This window comes from Photobacterium sp. GB-36 (assembly GCF_003026135.1).
In the GTDB taxonomy this organism is placed as follows: Bacteria; Pseudomonadota; Gammaproteobacteria; order Enterobacterales; family Vibrionaceae; genus Photobacterium.
In genome coordinates this window covers 1-25,354 of the sequence record NZ_PYNY01000010.1, presented here as the reverse complement: position 1 = coordinate 25,354, position 25,354 = coordinate 1, and the positions used below count along the sequence as shown (strand labels likewise).

Annotated in this window: 20 protein-coding genes and 4 tRNA genes; 5 read left to right on the top strand and 19 right to left on the bottom strand. The window is 39.6% G+C overall.

What is annotated here, in order from left to right; translation table 11 throughout:
* Positions 1-149: 149 nt before the first annotated feature.
* The 11 genes from C9J46_RS11020 to focA all read right to left on the bottom strand — a co-directional run bounded on the left by C9J46_RS11020 (position 150) and on the right by focA (position 15,496).
* Positions 150-458, bottom strand: a complete 309-nt coding sequence (locus C9J46_RS11020; RefSeq protein ID WP_105059635.1) for a DUF6172 family protein — start codon at positions 456-458, stop codon at positions 150-152.
* A 442-nt stretch (positions 459-900) separates the two neighbouring features.
* On the bottom strand, positions 901-1,863 hold the full coding sequence (locus C9J46_RS11015) for a ChaN family lipoprotein (protein ID WP_107287711.1): 963 nt from the start codon (positions 1,861-1,863) through the stop codon (positions 901-903).
* A gap of 124 nt (positions 1,864-1,987) precedes the next feature.
* Positions 1,988-2,818, bottom strand: a complete 831-nt coding sequence (gene rlmA / locus C9J46_RS11010; protein WP_107247382.1) for a 23S rRNA (guanine(745)-N(1))-methyltransferase — start codon at positions 2,816-2,818, stop codon at positions 1,988-1,990.
* Between the two features lie 138 nt (positions 2,819-2,956).
* Complete coding sequence (locus C9J46_RS11005; protein WP_107206006.1) at positions 2,957-4,231, bottom strand: sigma-54 dependent transcriptional regulator; 1,275 nt, start codon at positions 4,229-4,231, stop codon at positions 2,957-2,959.
* On the bottom strand, positions 4,221-6,605 hold the full coding sequence (locus tag C9J46_RS11000; RefSeq protein ID WP_107206007.1) for an ATP-binding protein: 2,385 nt from the start codon (positions 6,603-6,605) through the stop codon (positions 4,221-4,223). Before C9J46_RS11000 ends, C9J46_RS11005 begins: the two co-directional genes overlap by 11 nt.
* Complete coding sequence (locus C9J46_RS10995; protein WP_107206008.1) at positions 6,602-7,852, bottom strand: ABC transporter substrate-binding protein; 1,251 nt, start codon at positions 7,850-7,852, stop codon at positions 6,602-6,604. The genes C9J46_RS11000 and C9J46_RS10995 overlap by 4 nt, the downstream gene beginning before the upstream one ends.
* Positions 7,853-8,097: 245 nt before the next feature.
* Positions 8,098-8,604, bottom strand: a complete 507-nt coding sequence (locus C9J46_RS10990) for a YfbU family protein (protein WP_107206009.1) — start codon at positions 8,602-8,604, stop codon at positions 8,098-8,100.
* A gap of 289 nt (positions 8,605-8,893) precedes the next feature.
* Positions 8,894-10,648, bottom strand: coding sequence for a formate--tetrahydrofolate ligase (locus C9J46_RS10985; protein WP_107290887.1), 1,755 nt, complete (start codon positions 10,646-10,648; stop codon positions 8,894-8,896).
* Between the two features lie 595 nt (positions 10,649-11,243).
* On the bottom strand, positions 11,244-11,984 hold the full coding sequence (gene pflA / locus C9J46_RS10980; RefSeq protein ID WP_107206011.1) for a pyruvate formate lyase 1-activating protein: 741 nt from the start codon (positions 11,982-11,984) through the stop codon (positions 11,244-11,246).
* Between the two features lie 311 nt (positions 11,985-12,295).
* A complete protein-coding gene (pflB, locus tag C9J46_RS10975) occupies positions 12,296-14,569 on the bottom strand; it encodes a formate C-acetyltransferase (protein ID WP_105059643.1) in 2,274 nt (757 codons plus the stop codon).
* Between the two features lie 60 nt (positions 14,570-14,629).
* Positions 14,630-15,496, bottom strand: a complete 867-nt coding sequence (gene focA / locus C9J46_RS10970) for a formate transporter FocA (protein ID WP_107206012.1) — start codon at positions 15,494-15,496, stop codon at positions 14,630-14,632.
* 908 nt (positions 15,497-16,404) lie between these two features.
* Here focA and C9J46_RS10965 point away from each other — a divergent pair.
* The 4 genes from C9J46_RS10965 (at position 16,405) to C9J46_RS10950 (ending at position 19,605) form a co-directional block, all read left to right on the top strand.
* Positions 16,405-17,175 carry an ABC transporter ATP-binding protein gene (locus C9J46_RS10965; RefSeq protein ID WP_107206013.1) on the top strand — a complete coding sequence of 257 codons (771 nt, stop codon included), beginning with the start codon at positions 16,405-16,407 and terminating at the stop codon, positions 17,173-17,175.
* A 119-nt stretch (positions 17,176-17,294) separates the two neighbouring features.
* Positions 17,295-18,071 carry an ABC transporter substrate-binding protein gene (locus tag C9J46_RS10960; protein ID WP_107206014.1) on the top strand — a complete coding sequence of 259 codons (777 nt, stop codon included), beginning with the start codon at positions 17,295-17,297 and terminating at the stop codon, positions 18,069-18,071.
* A 98-nt stretch (positions 18,072-18,169) separates the two neighbouring features.
* Positions 18,170-18,910 carry an ABC transporter permease gene (locus C9J46_RS10955; RefSeq protein WP_107206459.1) on the top strand — a complete coding sequence of 247 codons (741 nt, stop codon included), beginning with the start codon at positions 18,170-18,172 and terminating at the stop codon, positions 18,908-18,910.
* A 5-nt stretch (positions 18,911-18,915) separates the two neighbouring features.
* Positions 18,916-19,605: an ABC transporter permease gene (locus C9J46_RS10950; RefSeq protein WP_107247385.1), complete on the top strand. Its 690-nt coding sequence runs from the start codon at positions 18,916-18,918 to the stop codon at positions 19,603-19,605.
* A 70-nt stretch (positions 19,606-19,675) separates the two neighbouring features.
* On the opposite strand, the gene grxB is transcribed toward C9J46_RS10950, so the two are convergent.
* The 3 genes from grxB to C9J46_RS10935 all read right to left on the bottom strand — a co-directional run bounded on the left by grxB (position 19,676) and on the right by C9J46_RS10935 (position 22,149).
* Positions 19,676-20,326, bottom strand: a complete 651-nt coding sequence (gene grxB / locus C9J46_RS10945) for a glutaredoxin 2 (RefSeq protein ID WP_107290886.1) — start codon at positions 20,324-20,326, stop codon at positions 19,676-19,678.
* Between the two features lie 66 nt (positions 20,327-20,392).
* Positions 20,393-21,199, bottom strand: a complete 807-nt coding sequence (xthA, locus tag C9J46_RS10940; RefSeq protein WP_107206017.1) for an exodeoxyribonuclease III — start codon at positions 21,197-21,199, stop codon at positions 20,393-20,395.
* A gap of 188 nt (positions 21,200-21,387) precedes the next feature.
* A complete protein-coding gene (locus C9J46_RS10935) occupies positions 21,388-22,149 on the bottom strand; it encodes an SDR family NAD(P)-dependent oxidoreductase (RefSeq protein WP_107290885.1) in 762 nt (253 codons plus the stop codon).
* Positions 22,150-22,620: 471 nt separating this feature from the next.
* Here C9J46_RS10935 and C9J46_RS10930 point away from each other — a divergent pair, with 471 nt between their 5' ends.
* Entirely contained in the window at positions 22,621-22,863 is a 243-nt protein-coding gene (locus C9J46_RS10930; protein WP_107206019.1) for a GlsB/YeaQ/YmgE family stress response membrane protein, read from the top strand.
* Positions 22,864-22,949: 86 nt separating this feature from the next.
* On the opposite strand, the gene C9J46_RS10925 is transcribed toward C9J46_RS10930, so the two are convergent.
* The 5 genes from C9J46_RS10925 to C9J46_RS10905 form a co-directional block, all read right to left on the bottom strand.
* Entirely contained in the window at positions 22,950-24,584 is a 1,635-nt protein-coding gene (locus C9J46_RS10925; protein WP_107290884.1) for a response regulator, read from the bottom strand.
* A gap of 208 nt (positions 24,585-24,792) precedes the next feature.
* Positions 24,793-24,877: transfer RNA gene (locus C9J46_RS10920), tRNA-Tyr, on the bottom strand.
* A 66-nt stretch (positions 24,878-24,943) separates the two neighbouring features.
* Positions 24,944-25,028 (bottom strand) — tRNA-Tyr (locus tag C9J46_RS10915).
* Positions 25,029-25,096: 68 nt separating this feature from the next.
* Positions 25,097-25,181 (bottom strand) — tRNA-Tyr (locus C9J46_RS10910).
* A 66-nt stretch (positions 25,182-25,247) separates the two neighbouring features.
* Positions 25,248-25,332, bottom strand: a tRNA-Tyr gene (locus tag C9J46_RS10905).
* Positions 25,333-25,354 lie beyond the last annotated feature (22 nt).

Here is a 25,354-nt window from a genome sequence, read left to right as displayed (position 1 = left end):
GCAATATTAGTTTTCTATCGCTTTTTAAATATGTTTTAAATAAAAGGTTATTTAAATTTCATGATATTTGAAGGTTTGTTCTTTTTATAAAAAAGAGCCACCTTAGTGACTCTTTTATCGTAAAGGGTTTAACCTAAAACGTTATGTAATTATTCTTCGTCAAAATCAAAATCTGGACGTTGTGCGCGTGTTGCAGGCTTTGCCAGAATTTCTAAGTATAAGGATGGCAGTTCTAATTTTTCAGCTTCATCGATGTACTTGTTGATTTCTTTTACATGAATAACTTTGGCTTCTTGCTCGGTATGACCAAACTTACAATCAAAATCCCAAAAGTCAGCGCCAGCAGGAAGTGCTTTGTTACGCTCACGACGTAGGTATTTCTTAACTTCAAACTTCACTGCTTCAACAACGCGAGGAACAGCTTTTTTAGGGTGGGTTAAAGCAAATGTTTTTTTCATGGTTTTCCTAGTTTTCTTTGGCTCAAAATTGGGAGAGCTGTATTTTTTCTATTTTACTTTAATTTGGGATGGGTAGCGATGGCAGAGATAAGATTTCATGTGTTTTTCGTTCGGGGAAAGAAAGTGAAATGTGGTCTTAAAAAGTTTTCTCAAAAAAAATAACGAAAAAGTGCAACTAAATATCTACATAGCTGTCATAAAAAATACATAGAGGATTATTAGTATCTACACTGTTTTTCGCTATGGATGTTAATGAAAGTTATGTTGCCATTTACCTATCAAATGGGCGGAATGGATATGCCGTTCAGGTATTAGAAAGGTTGCTATGGCATTATAATATGGCTACTAAGAGATATAGCTGTTATCTCCCTTAAGAACCCCAACTGCTTGGCCGCCGATGGGGTTCTGCTCTATCTGGGCTATGGTAATTTACTGCTTTAAGTTATTTATAACACTTCAAATCCTTGTTTCTTTTCATCATATCCATCATTGCTTTGTTCTGTTTTTCTTTTTGTACGTAACGAACAGGAAGCGATGCCATAGTAACCTTATAATCTAGAGCATTATCAGAGAGTAGTTCTGAAGCTGTTATTGGGGTGACAAGTGCGACTTTTAAATTGGGATTACGCGCTTTAATGCGAGAAGCCGTACCCAGTCCTTCCATGGTATGAAAACGACCTGCGACATGAATGATTTGTTTATTTGGATGCGTGTTCAAATACGTGACCATACTTTCTGCCATAGTATCGTCCCACGCGGTTTGTGCGGCAAACATACGTAGGTTTTGCTCTTCATTGCCGTGATGCATTGAGTTTAAAAATTTGGTTTGATATGCATCTTTATTAAGAGTCAATGAGTGTGCAATCCATGAACGCTCTGATGGTGGCAGTTTATTTAAGTACTCAGGCCCATTTTTACTAATACAGCGTACAATACTTTTTGGCGCATTAGCGGCAATCACGTCTAAGTTATTCTGCTTGGCAAATTCAACCAGCGGACGGTAATCACTGTCGTAGTTTGGCCACGCATTACCTTCCGATACCAATGTTCGTTCACCAATCTTACCTGCAAGATATTGATCAACAACAGCTTGTTTATCTCGGGTGAATTGCTCCATTGATAAGGTTAATTGTGGATTTTGTTGGTATAACGCAGCGAATAATTGGCTTTGTAATAGGTGAGCTGCAGGATGGCTATGCCACTCACCAACTAAGATAATATCAGCATTCTTTAGCTCTGTTGCTAATTGATCGACTGTTAAGGTCTTTCCATTTGGTGATGTAATGCTGTAGTCGTATAGCGTGGTTAGGTTTGCTGAAGACGAAGATGTTATATCGGAGGTGTTAGATGCACAACCTGTTAAAAGTGTGGCAAAGCTAAAACTCAAAGCGAGCCATTTATTCATTATTGATATCCCTGAAAGTGAGCTTATTGATTAAAAATAAGCAAAATTCACAACAATAATAAATAATATAGTTAATACGAGTTATTATCAATTGCGTATGGTAATAACTCGCATTAATACAGTGTTACTGGCGGCGATATACGCGGATTGCGAAATCTGCCTCACAATGGAAATTATTGGCGTTAGCTAATTGCTGCCATACTTGCTCTGATGTTTTCCAAGCAAACGGCGTCATTTGCATCAATGCCGTGGCTTCTTCACCGCTTAATGTCATGTCGTAGTGTAGTTGCTCATCGGCAACCAGATCAAAGCCAGGAATCGTTTCAACGGGGACATCATGAAGGCGTACACCATCATAAATTAATGCTTTTAATTGATATAAGTGGCGGGGTGCAGGGGTCACAGCCACTAAAATTCCACCGGGTTTGATGGCGCGTTCTAACTCTTCACCTTTACATGGCGCATAAATACGGACTACACCATCAAATAATTGATCGGCAAAGGGTAAACGGTGACTTGATGCAACACAGAAATCACATTCAGGGTAACGCTTAGCGGCGTATTTCACTGCAACTTTTGAAATGTCTAAACCATGGACGGAAAGTGCAGGAAATTGTTGGCGTAGTTTTACAAATTCAGAGGTGTAGTAGCCTTCACCACAACCAATATCAAGTAGTTCAGTCGCACCATCAGGGAGAAGTGATGCAAGTTGTGCAATGACGGCATCACGCAGTGGTTGATAATGTTCTGTATTGAGAAATAGGCGACGAGCTTGCATCATCTCTTTATTGTCACCAGGATTTTTAGAGCTTTTATGGTGAGCAGGCATGAGATTCACATAGCCTTCTTTTGCCAAATCAAATTGGTGATTATTACAACAACGGTAGGTTTTAGGTTGTTCGCTATGAGCGTCAAGAAGAAGCGACTCATGGCATAGAGGACATTGATAGGACATAAGAGTAAACCAAAGCGGAAAAACAGCCGCTAAGTGTAATGCTTATTGTGGGTTGTCGCTAACGTATTTTTGTTCTGATAGTAAAAAGCCTTCGCGAGAGAAGGCTTCTATTCAAGGAGTATTGATGAGCAGACCTGCTTAATGGCTTGGTCTTACTTTATATTCGGCTTTATCAAGTCCATGCTTTTTCATTCTTAGATAAAGCTTTTTACGTGGGATTTGCAAATATGATGATACTTCATTAATACGTCCTGCAAACAGGTATAGCGCATCTTCAATGACTTGTTTTTCATAGCCATCAACTAAATCATCCAGTGGGCTACTCATTTGCTCAAGGGGTTTAGAACGCTCTTGTCCGGCTAATTTCACAATGCCAATGGCATATAACTCTGCAACGTTTTTAAGCTCTAAGACATTCCCTGGCCACTCATAGCGACAGAGTGTGTTGATGTAGGCTTTATCAATAGCAGGTAATGCTTTATTAAGTTTTTTACAACTCTGTTTTAAGTAGTGTTTAAAAATAAAGGTAATATCGCTACTACGTTGACGCAGTGTCGGCAGACTAAAACGTACTTGGCTTAAAAAATAAAATAGTTCAGGTAAAAACTGCTCACTTTCCACCGATGGTTCAGGTGAGCCTGTGAATAGAGCAAGTAAACGCACTTCTTTTTTACCTTGTCGCTCTTGTTCTAATAAGAAACGACATAACCATTGCTGGCTTTCGATTGGCATAATGTGTGGATTACTTAAACACAAACACCCGCTGCGAGCTGAAATCATGCTACGTTGAAGATCGGGGGTACAAGTAATACTTGAGCCATCAACCTCGATAAACGGGCCTTGATGAAGTGGGCTATTCTTATGCAGAATTTTAGCAACGGTATGACGCCCCGTGCCGTTTTCACCTTCAATTAAGGCATCCTTGGTTGAATTAACAACCAGTTTTAATTGTTCGCGTATTTTTACAATCAATGGACTCTCACCGAGAAGTAACTCGGTGGCGGTATTATGCAATGTTTTACGCTGTTCAATGATCTTTTTACGCTGAGGTAGATGCTTTTCTAATAGTTTTATCAGTTCGTTAGGCTGTAATGGCTTTTGTAAAAAATCAATCGCCCCTTTTTTAAGTGCGTCAACAGCCATTGGAATATCACCATGACCCGTTACGATAATGACAGGAATTTCGTTATCAAAATCTTGAACTTTTTCTAATAGTTCCATGCCATCTAAACCGGGCATGTACATATCTGTTACAATCACTCCAGACCAATTATGACTTAACATATTAATTACTTTGGTTGAGTCTTGAACAGTTGCTACATTGTAGCCTGACAACTCTAATAACTCTTGGTAGGCATCTAATACATCTTGATCGTCATCGACAATCAGTACATTTATTTCATCACTCATCATCTTTTTTTAACTCCAAAACAATCATCGCTCCACCTGTGAGACCAGAAGCGAGGAAGATGTTACCTTTTAACCTTGTCATAATTGAACCACAGATGCTTAATCCTAGACCAAGACCAACATCTTTTGTTGTCGTAAAAGGTATGAATAGTTTCTCAATAATGTCATGACTAAAGCCATTACCGCTATCTAAAACTGCAATCCTGATAGTTTTTTTTGTGCTTTCTAGCTGAAGAATTGTTATTTGGCGTTCTTCACAGCTAGCAACAGCATCACAGCTATTAACCAGTAGGTTTACCAGTACTTGTTCAAGTTGTACCTGATCGGCTTGTACAAAAAGCGGTGTGGTAATGGTGTTTGTTATGGTTGTCTTTTGTACTTTTGCGCGACTTTCAACGATGACGATAGCTTGCTTGATCGAGTCTTGAATATCAACTCGCGTTAACGGATTCGTTGCTGACTGTTTTTTTGCAAAATTACGTAAACTAGTGATCAGTTTACTCATACGCATCACTAAATCATCTATCTTTTCGATATTATCCGGTAATTTTTCATATTTTTTGTTATCAATTGCAAGTTTCGCACTAAATAGACGTGTCGAAATAGCAGAAAGAGGCTGGTTCAACTCATGAGCGAGTGATGTCATGGTTTGACCAACCGTGACCATTTTAGCCGCCTGGATTAATTCATCTTGAGTGGCGATTAAATCCCCTTCGATACGTTTGCGATCTTCTATTTCTGCTTTTAGTTGTTGGTTTCTTAATATCAATGATTGCGTTTTTTCCGTGACCTTACTTTCAAGCCAACGGGTGGTTTTTTCTTGTTCTGTAATATCAGTCATAGTGATTATGACTTTATCCTGATTACCTTGTTTGAATACGCGAAAATCGAGTCTGAGATAGAAGATGCTATTTTGGTCTGTACTAAAGGTAACCGTGAGTTTATAGGCACCTAATTGTCTTAATGGGCTTTTTTGATCAAAGAGTTGGATCAGTTTATGAGATACTGAGCTATCAAATAAATCCCATAATGTTTGGTGTTGGCTTATACGATCAAAGTTAAATTGCTTTAGCGCCTGTAAATTGACAGATTCAACTACACCTAGCATGTTACAAGTGATGATGCTCGCCTGAGTGTTATTGATTAGGTTAAGGGCATTGGTGGTTTGAATATCTTGCATTTGCTGACAGAAGTCACGCAGGTTTTCGCCAAGCATGCCTATCTCATCTTCGCCTGTTGTTGCAATTTTTACATTAAGATCGCCTTTTGCAACCGCGTATAAATCTTTACTTAATAAATTTAAGCGATTCACAATACCGTTACCGACAAGGTAAACCGAGAGAAAAATAGTGAGTATGATAGTAATAAAGACAACGCCAAATAACATGGTGTTACTCAGAAAAATAGCGCTATGTGTTTCATCATTTAGTTTTTTAAGAGAGTTATCTGCATGTTCAACCAATGTTTGGATCATTTCTTCTTGCTGATAGAGGCGCTGTTTAATATCCAGCTTAGCTCGGTCTATTTGCAACCCTAAAACGACATCCCGCTTTAGTTGTTGTTCGAGTTGACCACCTGGTTTTAAGATTGTGGTAAATCTCTCTAATAATTGGCGAAATGGAACGGCTGAAGGATAATTACTAATATTCTTACTAATAGCATTAAGCTCGGTAATTTTATGACCAATAAAATTAAAGGCGTTTTCAATGTCTCTATTTTTGCGTTGTTGAACGATCTCTTCGACTAATTGATGAAGCTCATTTTCTTTAATGGTGATCGATTGAATTAATGAGAATTCATTCATAACGTTGTTAACAACATCAAGTTGAACGGCGTCTTTTTTAATTCCGTGACGGTTCATGTTATTGAGTTTCCACTCAACTTCTTGGCGTAGTGGTGTCAGTTCATCAATAAGATCGTGATGGATCCATTTTAAGCTGTTTTCTGTCTGCTTTAAGGTAAACAAGCCACTATTTCTCTGTTGTAACAGTGTTGTGTAATTATCTATTTGTTTAACAAGGGTTTGTTGACCTGATTTTATTGCGGGGTAATAGTGTAGGTTAGCAATGTTATTAATGGCTAAGCTTATATTATCGAGAATATGTGTGATTTTGTTTTTAATGGTTTCATGCTTGAGCGGGTTGGTATTTTGGCCCAAGTTATTCAATGTTGCCTGTAGCTCAGCGGTGTTGCGTTCTAACTGATAACTTGCCTGTAAGGTTGGCATATTGTTATCTGTAATCGTTTCAATTTGTGTGCTGAGTTTTTCCCAGTTGATGACAGCAATAAGGCTGACTGTAATGGTGAGAAATGCCATCAAAATAATCGCCATAATAAGGCGACTACCAATGGTTTTCTTGTTGATATAGCGGATCATTGCAATGCCGGATTCCCGTTAATAATCTTTTGGCTTAATGCGATGGCTTGCTCAAGTTGTGCTGCCATTTTTCCCCGCCATTGCTGTCTAAAATAATCAACTTGCGGGTTATCTCTAAATAGCGGTAACTCATGATATATCTTATTTTTTAAATCATCTACGCCAATCGGTGAGGTAGAAGCTAAGTGTTTCGCATGAAGAAAATCAGCATGTTGTTGTTTTGTTAGTTTATTTGATGAAGCTTCAATCGAATGCAGCAATTGCCATACTTGGTTAAGTTGAGGAAGTTGACTACTAATCGTTTGTTCAAAAAGGTGCTTTACTAAGCCTGAACGTTGCTGAATGACATCGTAATCTAGCGATGCAACATTAAACGTCTTTTTAATAAACTCATCTCGGCCAATATCACCATTATTGGCGAGTTGCCCGTCAATTGTTAATTTGGTTTGGCATTCTTGTGAAAGTAATAAACTCACAAAATCTCTCGAAAATTGTGAATGGTGGCTGTTTTTTACCATGGCTACATAATGGGGTAATAAAGCGCTTTGTGGTTGATAGCTAAAATCAACAAATGAAAATTGTTTTTTATAAGTGTGTGCATATCTATCAACAACCGGCCCTATTCCAATTAAACCGCGAGAGATAGCCTCACTGAGTGAAAACGCACTGGTTTCCACTGACGCTAGGTTTCCTCCAATTTGATAGAGCAATCGCCAACCTTCAACCCAGCCATATTGCTGCAATATATTTTCAATCATTAAATGGGTGGTATCTGAACGATAAGGACTGCTAATACTAATGTGACGATAGTAATAAGGTTTTATCAAATCCTTTAATCGGCTAGGAATTGGTAACTTATTCTTATTTAAATAGTTATTGTTCCACAGTAATCCGAATCCTGTGTGGCCGAAGGAAAAAACATTACGTGAAAGTTGCTGAGGCGTTTTTCTAATTGTAGTTTCATGAAGCGGTAATAACTTTTGGCTATTGATTAGAGGCTGGAAGAAGGTTGGTGATGATGAAATGATAATATCAATATCATGGTTGTTCTGTTGCAATAACCGAAGCCCTGATTCTTCACGTCGTACAATGACTCTAACTTCGCTTTCTGGATACTGCTGTTTAAATTGTTTAACGATCGGGTTTAGTACAGATTCTGAAAATGTCGTTAGAACGATTAAATTCTGAGTCGGTTGGGCAAGTACTGGCGTGGCGAAAAAAAAGAGGAAGGAAAAGAAGCGTACCATGTTAATCCGTAATCCCTAGCGTATCTCGACTAAATTTTTATACTTTTAGATAATTAGGAATGTAGCTATACCATTTAGTAACAATTCATGCCTTATATCAATAGCAATTTACGGTATAGTTCACAAAAAAGAGGTGTATATGGTATGTTATGAGCGTTTTATAGCTATTAATCGGGACAAAGGTAAATATATCATGCCATAAAAAAACCGAGCATAGACTCGGTTTTTTAGGGCTGAATGAAAATTTACGCTGTGATTATTTGCTGAATTTCGTTGCAAGATAAATGGTATTGGCGTGGACAGTTGCGCCATACTTTTAGCATACGTTGGTATTTTTCTAGCATTGGGACTTGGCTATTGAAGCGATGTTCTGTTTTCTCAAATTGAGGATATAAACCTTCATCATCAACGAGGAAGCGGACGTAATGCACAAGCTGTGCTTCAGTGGCAGCATCAAAACCAAGGAATTGTAATCGGCGTTGATCAATATCTTTGGCACCATCGCAACGACAATCTTCAAGATTAAACGATTCTTGGAGAGCGTGGTACATCTCCATAAAATCGATAACTTGACGGCAATCATCTTCAGGTAAATCACCAAAGTCTTTATCTAGTTCACGCATTTGTAATGAATAGCCACGTTCAACAATGGTTTGAAGGCGACGATAATGTGCTGCGTTTTCAGGTGTCAGTTTTGACATCAAGTAGTACTGATTAGATAAAATTAAGCGTTGAGCGTGGGTCATTTCCATTTGAGTTAGCCTCATTAATATTTTATTTTCTGCCATTGAGAGTAGCAGGTTAGGTATAAAATAAATTGATCTGACACCATATGGGCATCTTTTTTTGTTACAGTATATTATTAAAAATGAAAAGCCATATTTATTTTAAGGTCTTTTTTTTTTGGTTATTGTCGAGTGATATCGTTAAAGTAATATAGCTATCTCTGTATTCGGGCAAGTATAAGATAGCGTCGTTTAACAGGTTGTTATTGAATACGTTAAGCAACAACAACCTTTTATTGTTAACCTTTAGCCGTTGTTAGCTTAAGCCGATAATATTGCCATTCTCATCGATATCAAGATTCATAAATGCGGGCTTTTCAGGTAACCCTGGCATTGTCATTACATTGCCGCATAAAGCATAAATAAATCCAGCTCCTGCACACAATTTTAATTCACGTACTGGGACGGTAAAGCCTTTTGGTGCCCCTTTAATACTAGGGTCGGTTGAAATAGATAGCGGTGTCTTTGCCATACAAATAGCCAGCTCATCAAACCCTAGAGCTTTAAATTTGACTAATTGTTGCTGAGCTACCTCTGATAACGCTACATGACTAGCCCCATATCCTACTTCAGCCACAGCCATTATTTTTTCTTCTAATGGCTGGTTTAGTTGATATAAAGGAGTGAAGTTTGCTTTATGTTGGCAGGCTTTTACCACACACTCTGCGAGTTTAATCGCCCCTTCACCGCCTTTACCAAAGGCTTCACTGATAGCAACGTCTACAAAAGTGTCAAAGCTCTCTGCTTTGATCATTGCTTGTAGTTGCGCTAATTCCTCATCTGTATCTTGTGGGAAACGGTTAATTGCGACAACAACGGGAACACCATAACGGGCGGCATTACTGATATGCCATTTCAGGTTTTCAAACCCTGCAACCAGCGCATCATTGTCTTTGGCAAAAATACCGTCAGGTAAAGCGTGTCCTGGACGTAAATCATAAAGACCAGAGTTGGCTTTTAAGCCACGCAATGTTGCCACAACAACGGCACAGTCAGGGCCTCTTTTTGCTTGCTGGGCTTTAATATTACAGGCTTTTTCAAATCCCATATCAGAGCCAAAGCCACCTTCAGTAATGGTGAAGTCACTGAGTTTTAATGCGATTTTGTCTGCAATAATAGATGAATTTCCGTGCGCGATATTGGCAAAAGGACCTGCGTGGATAAGAGTGGGTACGCCTTCTAACGTTTGCATTAGGGTGGGCTCAATGGCATCGCAGAGAGTGACAGTCATGGCTCCTGCTACTTGCAGATCTTCTGTAGTTACAGGGTTACCATCAAGATCATAAGCGACGACAATACGGCCAATGCGTTTACGCATATCATGGAGATCATCGGCAAGTGCTAAAATAGCCATGAGTTCAGAGGCGGCTGTGATATCAAAGCCGTCATGGCGCTCTAAACCATTAATGGTTTTATCTGGTTCATTTTGACCGATGGTGATCATTCTCAAAGCACGATCATTATGATCCATCACGCGTTTCCAAGTGATGTTATTAATGTCGATACGTAGCGCAGGTAATCCCGTTTTTTCACTGAATAGATCATAACCTAAACGTGATTCATGATATAAGCGAGCATCAATTGCAGCAGCTGCAAGGTTATGCGCTGCCGTAACCGCATGAATATCACCCGTAAGATGAAGGTTTAGCTTATCCATTGGTGCGACTTGGCTATAACCGCCGCCCGCTGCGCCACCTTTTACGCCAAAGACAGGTCCCATTGACGGCTGTCGAATACAAGCCATTACTGAGCGATCAATTTTTGCTAACCCTTGTGCTAAACCAATTGTTGTAACGGTTTTTCCTTCTCCTAGTGGGGTTGGTGTAATCGCAGTAACGACCACCAGTTTCCCTTCTGCTTGATCCGATAACCGATTCAAAATGGCAGGTTTTATTTTTGCTTTTAATGAACCTTGCGGTGTCAGTTCCTGTGGTTGAATACCCGCTTTTTTGGCAATGCCTTCAATCGGAGAGAGTAGGGTGTCACGGCAAATATCGATGTCGCTTTTCATATAGGCTATATCCTCACAGTGGAAATCATGCGTATCTGCGTGATATTGATGGTGTTGGTTTTAAATACTATAGATAAAGATGTATATAGTGACGCAATCGTTTGCTTTTCTTTTATACCATCATTTTATCATGGTTAATTTTATTTTTGTTGTTATAAATTGCTGCTGTTTTTGGTTGCGTTTTGTACCGTATATAAGATTTATTGAATGCGTTTTAGAGATAGGTAATAAAAGAATAAGAAAGTGGTTATTTAGTCACTAGAGCAGAAGCAGTATATCGATATATAGAGTAGAAGTATGAAGATGAATTTGGTGAATACTGTAAACTCTGGTTGCAATATTGGCTGTGTGTTTATTCATCATTACACTTTAAAATTTGATATATATCAAAATCATTAAAAATATTAAAGGAAGCTATCAATGAACGAGCCAGTGACTACGTTGAAACATACAGCCCCACTTTCAATTGGCATTATGTTATTTTTTATCACCTTTTTGACGATTATTTTGCCATTATCCCGTTAAGATAGTTACCGTTTAACGCGTATTAAAAAGCGAGCTAATGCTCGCTTTTTTGTATTTTTCGTTAAGTGGATTAGTACATCACTTTATGGCCATAACTAGAAAGGATTTCTTTAATCGCTTCCATGGTTTCTTTTTTCGGTGGTTTCACACCAGCTAACGGGTATTCAAAGCCCATAGCTTCCCACTTGTGCTCACCGAGTTGATGGTAAGGAAGTAGTTCGATCTTCTCGATATTGTCCATATCTTTTATGAACTCACCAAGTTGATGTGCAGAATGTTCGTCATCGGTGTAACCCGGAACAACAACATAACGGATCCAAGTTTTTTGACCGCGTTGGTGCAGGTAACGAGCAAAGTCGAGTACGCGTTTATTGGAAACACCAACCAGATTTTGGTGAACACCATCATCCATTTGCTTAAGATCTAGCATCACAAGATCCGTTGCGTCTAACACTTCATCAACCACATCAGTATGTTTGCGAATATAACCGTTGGTATCTAAGCAGGTATGGATCCCTTCAGCTTGCGCAGCACGGAAAAAGTCACGAACAAATTCAGGTTGAAGCATTGCTTCGCCACCAGAAGCAGTAACACCGCCGCCAGATGAATTCATAAAGTGACGGTATGATTTCGCTTCATGCATAAGTTCGTCTACCGTAGCTTCACGACCACCATGAGTATCCCATGTATCACGGTTATGACAGTACTGACAGCGCATTAAGCAACCTTGCAGAAAAACAATAAAACGGATACCAGGTCCATCGACGGTTCCGCAAGATTCAAATGAGTGAATACGACCTATTGCTGACATTGATTACTTCTCCGCATGCTGCGTTTATTTGAGTGTTATTTTATTACAAACCACTAGGGTATTGTAGCGAAATATCGGGATGGAAATTAGGGGTATTCTCTTATTTTGTGTCAATTTATCGCTAACTTATAAAAATTTGGAGAGATGACTTTATTGGTAATAGATATGTTGTAATTATTAAAAAATCTGCATTGAGTCGATAAACAATAGCGAGGCTTGTGGGGAAGATATGTAGACATAAAAAAACCGGCCATTAAGACCGGTTTTTATCAGGAAACAAGTTTCCTACATACTAAACTGTACGCTCTATATTATAGAGATGCAGTGAAAGTACGAGAGATAACGTCAGCTTGCTGCTCTGGCGTTAGAGAGTTAAAACGCACTGCGTAACCCGATACACGGATAGTTAGCTGTGGGTATTTCTCTGGGTTTTTAACTGCGTCTTCAAGCGTTTCGCGGTTAAGAACGTTAACGTTTAGGTGTTGACCACCTTCAATGCCAGACTCATGGTGGAAGTAACCATCCATTAGGCCTGCAAGGTTGTTTTCTTGAGTATCAAGATCTTTACCTAGCGCGTTTGGTACGATAGAGAATGTGTAAGAAATACCATCTTTAGCGTGAGCAAATGGTAGTTTACCTACAGATGTTAGAGATGCTACAGCACCTTTCTCATCACGACCGTGCATTGGGTTAGCACCTGGTGCGAAAGGAGCACCTGCACGACGACCGTCTGGTGTGTTACCCGTCTTCTTACCGTACACAACGTTAGATGTGATAGTTAGGATAGACTGAGTTGGGATCGCATCACGGTACATTTTGTGAGTACGGATCTTGTTCATGAAGCGCTCAACTAGGTCACAAGCGATGTCATCTACGCGAGCATCGTTGTTACCGAATTTAGGGTAGTCGCCTTCGATTTCGAAGTCGATTGCAATACCGTCTTCATCACGGATTGGTTTAACTTTTGCGTATTTGATAGCTGATAGTGAGTCAGCTGCAACAGAAAGACCAGCGATACCACAAGCCATTGTACGCTTGATGTCACGATCGTGTAGAGCCATTAGCGATGCTTCGTAGCTGTACTTGTCGTGGCTCCAATGGATAGCGTTAAGTGCTGCAACGTAAGTTGTTGCTAACCAATCCATGAAGTGATCTAGGCGATCCATAGTATCTGTGTAGTCAAGAACTTCAGCAGTTACTTTTTCAGTCTTAGGACCTACTTGAATCTTAAGCTTCTCATCTACACCGCCGTTGATTGCATAAAGCATAGTCTTAGCAAGGTTAGCACGAGCACCGAAGAACTGCATTTGCTTACCAACAACCATTGGAGATACACAACAAGCGATTGCGTAATCGTCAGAGTTCATGTCTGGACGCATTAGGTCATCATTTTCGTACTGGATAGAAGATGTATCGATAGATACCTTCGCACAGAACTTCTTGAAGCCTACAGGTAGTTTTTCAGACCAAAGAACAGTGATGTTTGGCTCTGGAGAAGGACCCATAGTGTATAGGCTGTTTAGGAAACGGAAGTTAGTACGTGTAACTAGTGTACGACCGTCAAGACCCATACCACCCATTGATTCTGTTGCCCAGATTGGGTCGCCAGAGAATAGCTCATCGTACTCAGGCGTACGTAGGAAACGAACCATACGTAGTTTCATTACGAAGTGGTCGATCATTTCTTGCGCTTGTGCTTCAGTGATCTTACCAGCGGCGATATCACGCTCGATGAAGATGTCTAGGAAAGTCGAAGTACGACCTAGAGACATTGCAGCACCGTTTTGTGATTTAACAGCAGCTAGGTAGCCGAAGTAAGTCCACTGGATAGCTTCTTGTGCAGTAACAGCTGGAAGTGAGATATCACAACCGTACTTAGCAGCCATCTCTTTGATTTGACCAAGTGCACGGTGCTGTTCGCAAATTTCTTCACGGCGTTGCATCGTCATCTGAAGGTCTTCACCATTCAAAAACTCTTCTTCTAGAGAAGCGAATTGAGCTAGTTTTTCCTTCATTAGGTAATCAATACCGTAAAGTGCTACGCGGCGGTAGTCACCAATGATACGACCACGGCCGTATGCATCAGGAAGACCAGTTAGAACACCAGACTTACGACACTTAAGGATTGAAGGCGTGTAAACATCGAAAACACCTTGGTTGTGTGTTTTACGTAGTTCAGAGTAAACCTTGTTAAGCATAGGGTCTAATTCACGACCGTATACTTTGCATGAATTTTCGATCATGCGGATACCACCGTTAGGGATCAAAGCACGCTTAAGAGGCGCGTCAGTTTGAAGACCAACAATAGTTTCTAGTTCTTTCTCAATGTAACCTGCATCATGTGCAGTGATAGTAGAGGCAACATCTGTATCAAAATCAACAGGTGCGTGAGTCGCGTTTTCCTGTTTGATGCCTTCCATTACAGCGTCCCAAAGTTTCGCTGTAGCTGGAGTTGCTTCTGTTTCAAGGAAAGAGCCGTCACCCTCGTAAGGAGTGTAGTTCTTTTGGATAAAGTCACGAACGTTTACTTCGTTCTGCCAATCACCAGCTGTAAAGCCTTCCCATCCAGCAAATTGCTCTGCCATTGTATACCTACCTATCTATCTATTTCAGTAGAAAAAAATACCTGTTACCGACGTTAGAACTTAGTGCTTTTTATTGCCGTTAAGTTCCGGACGACGATGAATAACCCAGTATGTGAGACCAACTAAGAAACCACCACCAATAATGTTACCTATAGTGACTGGAATTAAGTTGTTCATAATAAAATTGTTAACTGTTAAATCTGCGAACTGTGAAGGGGCTACGCCCGTCATTGTCCAAAATTCTGGCGATGCAAAGTTATGGATAACGATGCCCATTGGGATCATGAACATATTTGCAATACTGTGCTCAAAACCACAAGCAACAAACATAGCAACAGGTAATAGCATAACCATGATTTTATCTGTTGCGCTTCGGCAAGAGTATGTCATCCATACGGCTAGACACACCATTAAGTTACATAACATACCAAGTATTACGGCTTGACCGAAGGTATGGTGCAGTTTGTGCTGAGCTATTTTCATCGCGGTAATACCCCATTGGCCATTATCGCCAAGGTGTTGTTTTGCTAGCCAAATGCAAATTACGAAGAATGACGCGCCGATGAAGTTACCAACATAAACAACAACCCAATTTCGTAATAATTGACCAGTAGTAATTCGATTACTTGCGCGAGCAACAGTGATGAGAACAGAAGAAGTGAAAAGCTCGCCGCCGCAAATAACGACTAAAATAAGGCCAAGGCTGAATGCTAATGCACCAACGAATTTTGCCATACCCCATGGCATATCGCCTGCACCTGTAGTTACCGTTGTGTAGAACACAAATGCAATAGAGATGAATACACCAGCGGTAATCGCTAAGAAGAAAGATTGTAGTGGGTGCTTAGTTGCTTTGTAAACACCGACTTCTTCAGCTTTTTTTGCCATTGCTGGTGGCATTAACGAGTCGAAAGAATTATTTTCCATTTTCTCAGGTGCTCTTTAATTGAGTTGAAGTGAGATTTAATTCGCTGAGGAGATAATACCAAAGGTGACGCATCATATATTTGACCTAGATCATTGCTGTGAAAATTTATAACAAAATTAGACATTTTGTTATATCTCTCATGATTGTAAATTATTGAAAATTAACGATATAATTTTTTTGATAAAACTAAAGAAAATTTTAATGTAATTTTATTACATTTGGCTGATCTTTAAATACCAAAAAAGAATAGTTGTTATTTATCATGTGTTTGTTGTTTTTTTGGGTTTTATTTAACGTATGTGAGACATTAAATAAAACCAATATATTCAAAAATAATTTAATTGTTACTGAAAAATATGAATAGCCTCTTTTAATGTAACGCCATTTTGTTTTTATTGTTAAAGGTCACAAAAAAAAGGCGAGATAATTAATATGATGACTTACAAGGATATGCAAATTTGAGTCATTTTTATTCTTCAAACAAACATAGCAGAGTAATATTAGAATGCGAATTTTATGGCATTCTCGACCTTGTTAAAAAATACTATAAAGATATCCGCTATTTTTTCGTCAATGTTGAGTCAATAAAATAGACATAAAATAAAATATTGCTCAAATCTTACCAGTTAGTCTTTTGTCCTTCATTTATATCACCCAAAAAAGGCTGTTCTCCTGCTTATAAGAAAAATGAATATAAAAACAGAACTGAGTATTTATGCTATTTATGTGGGTATAATGGCAGGTTATGGTGCTGTTTGATATATGTTGGTTAGGTTAATGAAATGTTGCAATCATGAATTTCAGATGATACTTTCAAAAAAGATGATTTTTAATGAAATGTCGTGCTTTGCTATAGAATTGGCAAACGAGTAGTAGATGATTTCTAAAGGGACAGGAGTATGCGCACATGAAGGATGACGTGGCGCTAGAAATTAAGAACCTGCATAAATCTTTTGGTGACAATGAAGTATTAAAAGGTATTTCGCTGACGGCAAGAAGAGGAGATGTCGTTTCGATTATTGGCTCATCAGGCTCAGGAAAGAGTACTTTTTTACGTTGTGTCAATTTACTTGAAACCCCTACTCAAGGCGAAATTTGGGTTAATGGTGAATTGATTAAAATGCACAATAATCGTCGCGGTGAATATTTACCTGTTGATGATAAACAAGTTCAACGCATTCGTGCCCGTTTAGCCATGGTATTTCAAGGATTTAATCTGTGGTCTCATATGACAGTATTACAGAATGTGATTGAAGCGCCGATACATGTGCTCGGTGTCCCTAAAGCAGAAGCGATTGAAAAAGCGGAAGCCTTACTCAAAAAAGTGGGCTTATTTGAACGCCGTAATTATTATCCAGCCCATTTATCTGGTGGTCAGCAGCAGCGTGCAGCAATTGCGCGAGCCCTTGCTGTTGATCCTGAAGTGATGCTGTTTGATGAACCGACATCGGCCTTAGATCCTGAATTGGTGGGTGAGGTATTAGGTGTAATGCAAGATTTAGCGCAAGAAGGCCGTACCATGCTGGTAGTCACTCATGAAATGGCTTTTGCTCGCGATGTATCCAATCACGTGATGTTCTTACACCAAGGCCTTGTTGAAGAGCAAGGTCATCCCGATAAGCTATTTACCCAGCCTGAATCTGAAAGATTGCAGCAATTTATTTCGTCTATTTACTAAACTTAGGGTTATCGATTAAGACATAGAGGCTAACCCTCTGTGATTAGATAACCGTACAAATAGTACAAGGTTCACAGCATGGCTTGGTGTGAACAATTAAACGTAGCAGGAGAAGCGATATGAAAAAATGGATTTTAGCCGCAACATTAATTTCAGCGATGGGTTCATCAGCAGTACAAGCAAAAGAGTGGAAAGAAGTGCGTTTTGGTATTGAAGGCGCTTACCCTCCTTTTAGCTGGACTGAGCCAAACGGTGAGCTGAAAGGTTTTGATGTGGATATGGCAAACGCGCTTTGTACGCAAATGCAGGTCAAATGTAAAATTGTAGCCCAAGATTGGGATGGTATTATTCCATCACTGCTTGCTCGTAAATACGATGCAATCATCGCTGCAATGTCTATTACCGAAGAGCGTAAAAAGAAAATCGACTTTACTGGTAAGTATGCTCTTATCCCGAACAAGTTTGTTGCCAAAAAAGGTACCGAGCTCGACTTCACTAAAGAAGGGCTTAAAGGTGTGAAAATTGGTGTTCAACGTGCAACGACTCATGACAAATACTTAACGGATAATTTCGGAGAGTCTGTTGAAATCGTTCGTTATGGCTCATTTGACGAAGCTTACCTAGATTTAAAAGCCGGCCGTATTGCTAGCGTATTGGGTGATGCATCAGCATTAGAAGAAGGTTTGCTAAATAAAGACGGTGGTGAAGGTTTTGAATTTATCGGCCCATCATTAACAGATCCTAAATGGTTCGGTGAAGGTTTTGGTATTGCCGTGCGTAAACAAGACAAAGATCTAACCAAAAAACTGGATGAAGCAATTCTTGCACTGCGTGAAAACGGTCAATACAAGCAGATCGCTGATAAGTATTTCAAATATGATGTTTACGGTCAGTAAGTCATAAATGAATAAAGAGCACCTAGCTTCTAGTTTGGCGAGTTCGTCAAAGGGCTAAGCTAAGTGCTCTCTTATTCGAACAATGAAGGAGTATGACGTTGTTCGATTTATATGGATATGGATGGTCTTTAGCTCAAGGGGCGATGATAACAATACAAGTGGCACTGCTTTCTCTTTTATTAGCAGCAACACTGGGTATGTTAGGCGCTTTAGCGAAACTCTCACCTTACCGTTGGGCGCGTGCTATCGCCACACTTTACACCACGGTGATCCGTGGTATTCCTGATTTAGTATTGATGATGCTGATTTTCTTCGGCGGTCAAATGCTACTTAATGATAGCTTGTATAATATTAATGAATGGTTGAATAATTCTTTTACTCAATCTGATCCTAACCACGAATGGACAAGTTACCTTCCTGATTATATCGAGATCAGCCCCTTTGTTGCTGGTGTTCTGACAATAGGCTTTATTTTTGGTGCTTATATGGCAGAAACCTTTAGAGGCGCGATCTTAGCGGTAGATAAAGGTGAACTTGAAGCGGGTAAAGCCTATGGCATGAGTGCATTTTTATCCTTTCGTCGAATTTTACTGCCTCAAATGATCCGTCATGCTTTACCTGGCTTTGGTAATAACTGGTTAGTGTTATTAAAAACCACCGCACTGGTTTCTATCATTGGTTTAGATGACATGGTGCGTAAAGGGGCATTGGCTGCAGGAACCACTCAAAAACCGTTTACCTTCTATTTTACTATTGCGGTTGTATTTTTGATCTTCACCTCTATTTCCACCTTGGTACTGAATTGGGCCGAGCGTAAATACAGTATTCCGACGAGGTAGAGCCGATGGACTTTAGTATCTTTACAGAAAGCTGGGAAATCTATCTAGAAGGTTTTTACACTACAGTGTGGATGGTTACCGTTTCGCTAGTGATCGGTTTAATTTGCGCGATCCCCATAGGAATGATGCGAAATAGCAGTAATAAATTTATTGCGTTTCCAGCTTGGGCATATATTTATTTCTTTCGTGGTACGCCGCTATTGATTCAGCTTTATCTTATTTATTACGGATTAAGCCAAGTTATCAATGTTCAGGGCACAATGTGGCAAGAAGCATGGTTCTGTGCGTTAGTTGCTTTCATTTTAAATACTGCCGCATACACCGCTGAAATTATTCGAGGCTCTATTAATAGTATGCCGCAAGGTGAGATAGAGGCGGCGAAAGCTTATGGTATGGGCCCATTTCAAGCGTTTCGTCGTATTATTCTTCCTAGTGCATTACGACGAGCGTTACCTGCATACAGTAATGAAGTGATCTTCATGGTTCATGGCTCAGCCGTTGCCGGTATTGTGACGATTGTTGATTTAACAGGGGCCGCGAGAATTGTAAACTCTCGTTACTACGCGCCGTTTGAATCTTTCTTGTTTGCTGGGCTTTGTTACATGGTGCTGACGTTTGTCATAATCTGGGTATTTAAAAAACTTGAAGCGCGGTATTTACGCCATTTACAGCCATTAACTGAAATAACAGATTAATAAAGTTGAATAGAAAAAGCTCAGCATGCTAATGATAGATGCTGAGCTTTTTGTTTTATCAGCGCTTTTTTTACACCGCCACATCATCATAAAGTGGGACTGAAGTCAGTGCTGCGACTTCATCAATGTATTGACGTACGCGAGTTGGGTATTGGATCCCTTTCACGACAGTTAAATTACGTAGCATTGGAAATAGATGAATATCATCATAGCTAAGTTGGTTGCTTCGCTCAGAAGGCAATGTTACCCATTCTAATGTTTGCAGCGCTTTATTGGCCAGCTCAATGTAGTGCGAAGAGTCTTCAAAAGCTTGTTCAAAACTGACGGATAACATTGGCGTTTTTTTGTTGTAGAACCACGTTTTTGCTTCTTCAACCTGAAACTCTGGTAGATCTATTTTTAGCCAGCGTGGGTAGAGTAGGTAGGGTACACAATCTCGTGCTGCTTCAGCCCATTGTACTAATTCATCTTGATGTACTTCCGTCGCTAAAACAGGACTGCCATCGTTGTTGTCGATAAATTTGACGACATCTAGGCTCTCAGCCATATAGCTACCATCTGGCTTTTGTAAAATAGGTACCATGTTAGCGCCTACTTTTTCGATTCGTGCATCAATATCGTGGTTTTGTAGGTAAACCAATTCAATATCGGCTTTTTTTAAGCCCGCAATCATCATTGCTTTTACGCAGAAAGGGCAATGATCAAATACAAACAACTTCATAATTAGTCCCTTGTGGTGAAGTAGAGTGAAGATAAAAAAGGTGAGTAGAAACTCACCTTTTATTAATTATTTAAAGACTGACCAAATAGGTGCGTGATCAGAGGGTTTTTCGATACCACGTAATTCGTAGTCGATATCGGACTCAATGCAGCGCTCAGCCAGTGATGGTGTGGCAAGAATAACATCAATGCGTAGACCTCGGTTATCAACAAAGCCTTTCGAGCGGTAGTCAAACCATGAGTATTTATCATCGACGGTTGGGTGAAGTTGACGGAAAGTATCGACAAAACCCCAGTCTAGCAAGGTTTGTAACCACTCACGCTCAATTGGTTGGAATGAGCACTTACCTGTTTTTAGCCAGCGTTTAGCATTAGCAGGACCAATACCGATATCTAAATCCGTAGGGCTGATATTAATATCGCCCATCACGATCAATTCTTCATCGTTAGTGTGGGCCGTATTTAGGTAATTCATCAGATCAGCGTAGAATTTCTCTTTTGCAGGAAATTTTGTTTCGTGCTTAATATTATCGCCCTGTGGGAAATAACCGTTCATGACAGTGATGTTCTTGCCATTGTCTTGCTTAAAGGTGGCCATGATCATTCGACGTTGGGCATCTTCATCATCGGTTGGGAACCCTTTTTGTACGCTAATTGGCTCTTGCTTACATAGCATTGCAACACCGTAATGGGCTTTTTGACCATGGAAGTAAACTTTGTAGCCCATCGCTTCAACATCCGCTAAAGGGAAGGCTTCATCATGAACTTTGATTTCTTGTAAGCCGATCACATCCGGCTGATGCTTTTCAATTAAGGCTTGAAGTTGGTGAAGGCGAGCGCGTAGCCCATTGATATTGAAGGAGATAACTTTCATCATTTATTCCGATTTCTGTCAGTTTTTAATTACGGATAAGCAAAGATACTAACATAGATATTTAACGCTGGTAGAGCCTATTTCTTTTAAATAAACGATGAGGTTAATCGATATAAAGCGAAGGTAAGAGGAATAAATGAAGGCGACGAGAAAGATAAAGAGCCGCCTTCGGTAGGTGTTATTTATGATTATGCAACGATTTTAGGTTGACCGTCAGAAGCGGTAACACCACCATCTACAGGTAGGTTAACACCGTTTACAAAGCTGGCATCATCACTTGCTAAGAAGCTCATTACCGCTGCGACTTCTTCAGGCTCTGCTGCACGACCAAGCGGAATACGTTCGTTAAATTTATTACGAATATCTTCCGGCCAGCCATTAGTCATATTGGTTTTCACTAGGCTTGGGCATACAGAGTTAACACGCACACCTTGTAGGCCAAAATCCAGTGCAAGTACACGAGTTAAGTTAACAATAGCGCCTTTAGATACGCAGTAGTAAGCTGCGCCCCAGTCAGCACCTAAACCAGAAACAGAGGCATTATTAACAATGCAGCCTTTGCTTTTGATTAAGTGAGGTAATGCATATTTAGAGCAGTAAATAGCACCATTAATATTTACGCTAGAGATCTTCTCCCAATCTTGAATGCTACCGTCTAATATTGTGCCTGGAATATGTACGCCAGCATTATTGATTAAGATGTCAATCTTATTGAAATTATTAATGGTCTGATCAATAAGGTTTTTTACTTCAGCTTCATTTGAAACATCGGTTTTAACACACAGTGTTTTTTCTGAAATTAGCTCACTGTGTACTTTATCTAGTGCGTCCTGATAAAGATCTGCTAGAACGACAATTGCGCCTTCAGAGGCAAAACGGTGTGCCGCAGCTTTACCCATACCATTACCCGCACCTGTGATAATGACAACTTTTCCTTCAAATCTGTTCATATCTAGCTCTTACATCATACAAATAGTGTCATTATATTAAGTCTCTCACGGATACGCGTTTGTGATGAAGATCACTTATTTTTTTAGGTACCGAGAAGGGATGAATAGCTAAATATAATGTTGTTTTTTCTGAAATATATTTAAACAATCTGTTTACATACCCCTCGTGGTAAGTCTGTCAAATAAATAAATCAGTGTTTTATTGCTTTGAGGAAGAATTTAATATTAATGGGATGATGAAATATAGTTATTAAAAATCAATATATTAGATTGTTAATAACAGTCTATTTTTAGCTGGAAGTTTAGGTCATGATAAAAAGAGATAAAAAATGAGTACTTTACTTGTACTGAGTGAGTTATCAGGTCTATGCTGAATGAATACGAAATACTCAAACATGTTGTTTTAAAAAGTATTTTTATCAATATGGTGCAGTAATTACCTTGTTACTGCCACGGACGAAGGAAAATATCATGTCTATTATCACTTGGATTATTGTTGGCCTTATAGCAGGTGCACTCGCTAAATGGTTGATGCCTGGAAATGATGGTGGCGGTTGGATTGCAACATGTGGCTTAGGTATTGCTGGTTCTTTTGCTGGTGGTTTCCTTGGTTCACTGTTGGGTATAGGTGCGTCGGGTCTGCTTGGTACTATTATTATTTCCACCGTCGGTGCTTTAGTGCTGCTATTTATCTATAACCGATTTATTCGTTAATTGACGATTGAGTCATGCGAAAAAGCCTAACGTAGTATGTGTTCGTTTAGAAACTACTTAGGTTAGGCTTTTATTTTCCGTCGTTATTATATGACCTGTGGAGAGGATAATTTCGCTATTAAGGATTTTCTCCAATCCGCTAACGGTTGTGGTAACTCGATGGTTTTTAGTTGTTTTAAGCTTTTTTGAATATCAGAGTGATTGTAAGCCTTTTGATTGAGTAAACTTTCACAATAACCAAGCATTGCCTCACTACACTGTGGGTAATCATGTAAAATCGTTTGATATAGCGCACCAGCTCGTTTGGGATCTTGTATCAAATTAGCTTTTGCTGTTTCTAAATGGCTCACAAGTAAACGTACATTTTCAATGATGAGCTGTTTCTCTTTTAATTCATTTAAACGGTGCTGACTGTGTTCATCAAGTTCAGATCGTGTCATTAATACTTGGTATACCTCTCCAATTAAACGACTTTCACCATAACTGATAAGCATAGGAAGTGCTTCGATCATGACTATTGACGGAGCTTGAAGCATCACACCGAAAAATGGACTTAATCCTTTTAGTAAACGCCTTTTGGATTTTTGGATCTTTTTATCTATGTGGTAGATACGAGCCAGTGCAATATTGGCGAAGGCGTCTAAATGTTGCTTTTTTTCACCCTGTAATCTTAGCTGAGCTAAGTGATGGATATCTTTAATAGCAGTGTGTAGTCGATGGTTATGCTGGTTTGATAATTGGTTTGTGTAAATTTGCTCGAAAATAGCGGTATATTCAGCAAAGTGTACTAGCCATAACTTATCAATAATCGGTAGATGTGTTGCTAATGTTTTCCCTGCCTGCAGAAAGTTATCAATATCATTCATATCTGCAGATAATTGAGCAACAGTTAAAGCTCGATGCGGTATAGTTGGTGTTAAGGTGAGTACCTGCATGGCGACTTCTTGAGCTTTATCGACTTGGTTATTTTGTTGATAAAGGGACGCTAGTTCATCATAAGCAAAGACACAAAGAGGGACATGCTTAATTAACCGTTTTAGTCGGTTAATCGCTTCGAGGTGATAGCCTTTCTTTGTCGCAAGTTTTGCTTCAATCAATGATAACTTATGGTGTTGAGAGCGTTGCTTAAATAAAAGTAATAATTGCTCTGCTTGCTGCCATTGTTTTATTTCGATAAGTAGCTCTAGTAAAAGCGTTTCTATATGCAGATTATGGCCTTGCTCTCGGAGTAAATGCCGGCATAACTGTATTGCTTGTTGATGATCTTGCTTGTCTAAAGCTTGATATATTGGCTCTCTGTGTAAGCAAACTTTATAGACACTGATCACTCGTTGTTTTAAGGTGCCGACGTTAATGGGTTTGGTAAGAAAACAATCAGGCTCTATTCCCATTGTGGTTGAAATGACTTCAGGTGAGTGATCTCCAGAAAAAAAGATGATTCCACAATTTGAACGAATAAGGTTTTGCTGTCTGAGTAAAGACAGTAACTCACCACCATTAATATTTTGATTAAGATGGAAATCAAACAAAATAAGATCATAACGCTGGGTTTGGCATAACTGAATAGCGTGTTGGTAACAGGTCGCGATATCAATTGATTTGATCGCAATTTTATCTAAGACACTTTTAACGAGTTGAGCAGAAGAGAGCTGATCATCTACGATGAGTACTTTTATGGTGTTCCACTTTTCTTGTTCTAATTCCGTGAAACCCAAAGCCATATACTATCCATTTAATTGTTATTATTGATGTTTATGATATTTAATATGCATGTTGTTCATTATTAAATGTCATGAATAAAAGTAATCATATAATGAAATTATAGCAATTTTTTTACGTACAAATTTAGAACTTAGATGGGAAATATTTAAGAGGGAGTAAAGGTATAGATAGAAAAAAACCAGCAGCCTGAGCTACTGGTTTAAATGATGGTGGTGGGGGAAGGATTCGAACCTTCGAAGGCAGTGCCGGCAGATTTACAATCTGCTCCCTTTGGCCACTCGGGAACCCCACCACGGGGTATTGCTATATTTGGCTTTTGCCAGAAAAGACGTCAGTGACGACAACTTTTCAAATTAGATGGTGGTGGGGGAAGGATTCGAACCTTCGAAGGCAGTGCCGGCAGATTTACAATCTGCTCCCTTTGGCCACTCGGGAACCCCACCACGGGGTATTGCTTATTATTTGGCTTTCGCCAGAAAAGATGTCAGTGACGACAGCTTTTCAAATTAGATGGTGGTGGGGGAAGGATTCGAACCTTCGAAGGCAGTGCCGGCAGATTTACAATCTGCTCCCTTTGGCCACTCGGGAACCCCACCACGGGGTATTGCTATATTTGGCTTTCGCCAGAAAAGACGTCAGTGGCGACAACTTTTCAAATTAGATGGTGGTGGGGGAAGGATTCGAACCTTCGAAGGCAGTGCCGGCAGATTTACAATCTGCTCCCTTTGGCCACTCGGGAACCCCACCACGGGGTATTGCTTATTATTTG

What these genes read in the sequence shown, in the direction of transcription:
- C9J46_RS10930 (WP_107206019.1), top strand. Translation starts at nt 22,621, where the DNA reads ATGTCTATTATCACTTGGATTATTGTTGGCCTTATAGCAGGTGCACTC.
- pflB (WP_105059643.1), bottom strand. Translation starts at nt 14,569, where the DNA reads ATGGCAGAGCAATTTGCTGGATGGGAAGGCTTTACAGCTGGTGATTGG.
- C9J46_RS11005 (WP_107206006.1), bottom strand. Translation starts at nt 4,231, where the DNA reads ATGATGAGTGATGAAATAAATGTACTGATTGTCGATGACGATCAAGAT.
- C9J46_RS10965 (WP_107206013.1), top strand. Translation starts at nt 16,405, where the DNA reads ATGAAGGATGACGTGGCGCTAGAAATTAAGAACCTGCATAAATCTTTT.
- pflA (WP_107206011.1), bottom strand. Translation starts at nt 11,984, where the DNA reads ATGTCAGCAATAGGTCGTATTCACTCATTTGAATCTTGCGGAACCGTC.
- C9J46_RS10950 (WP_107247385.1), top strand. Translation starts at nt 18,916, where the DNA reads ATGGACTTTAGTATCTTTACAGAAAGCTGGGAAATCTATCTAGAAGGT.
- C9J46_RS10995 (WP_107206008.1), bottom strand. Translation starts at nt 7,852, where the DNA reads ATGGTACGCTTCTTTTCCTTCCTCTTTTTTTTCGCCACGCCAGTACTT.
- xthA (WP_107206017.1), bottom strand. Translation starts at nt 21,199, where the DNA reads ATGAAAGTTATCTCCTTCAATATCAATGGGCTACGCGCTCGCCTTCAC.
- C9J46_RS11020 (WP_105059635.1), bottom strand. Translation starts at nt 458, where the DNA reads ATGAAAAAAACATTTGCTTTAACCCACCCTAAAAAAGCTGTTCCTCGC.
- grxB (WP_107290886.1), bottom strand. Translation starts at nt 20,326, where the DNA reads ATGAAGTTGTTTGTATTTGATCATTGCCCTTTCTGCGTAAAAGCAATG.
- C9J46_RS10990 (WP_107206009.1), bottom strand. Translation starts at nt 8,604, where the DNA reads ATGGAAATGACCCACGCTCAACGCTTAATTTTATCTAATCAGTACTAC.
- C9J46_RS10925 (WP_107290884.1), bottom strand. Translation starts at nt 24,584, where the DNA reads ATGGCTTTGGGTTTCACGGAATTAGAACAAGAAAAGTGGAACACCATA.
- focA (WP_107206012.1), bottom strand. Translation starts at nt 15,496, where the DNA reads ATGGAAAATAATTCTTTCGACTCGTTAATGCCACCAGCAATGGCAAAA.
- C9J46_RS10985 (WP_107290887.1), bottom strand. Translation starts at nt 10,648, where the DNA reads ATGAAAAGCGACATCGATATTTGCCGTGACACCCTACTCTCTCCGATT.
- C9J46_RS11000 (WP_107206007.1), bottom strand. Translation starts at nt 6,605, where the DNA reads ATGATCCGCTATATCAACAAGAAAACCATTGGTAGTCGCCTTATTATG.
- C9J46_RS11015 (WP_107287711.1), bottom strand. Translation starts at nt 1,863, where the DNA reads ATGAATAAATGGCTCGCTTTGAGTTTTAGCTTTGCCACACTTTTAACA.
- C9J46_RS10960 (WP_107206014.1), top strand. Translation starts at nt 17,295, where the DNA reads ATGAAAAAATGGATTTTAGCCGCAACATTAATTTCAGCGATGGGTTCA.
- rlmA (WP_107247382.1), bottom strand. Translation starts at nt 2,818, where the DNA reads ATGTCCTATCAATGTCCTCTATGCCATGAGTCGCTTCTTCTTGACGCT.
- C9J46_RS10935 (WP_107290885.1), bottom strand. Translation starts at nt 22,149, where the DNA reads ATGAACAGATTTGAAGGAAAAGTTGTCATTATCACAGGTGCGGGTAAT.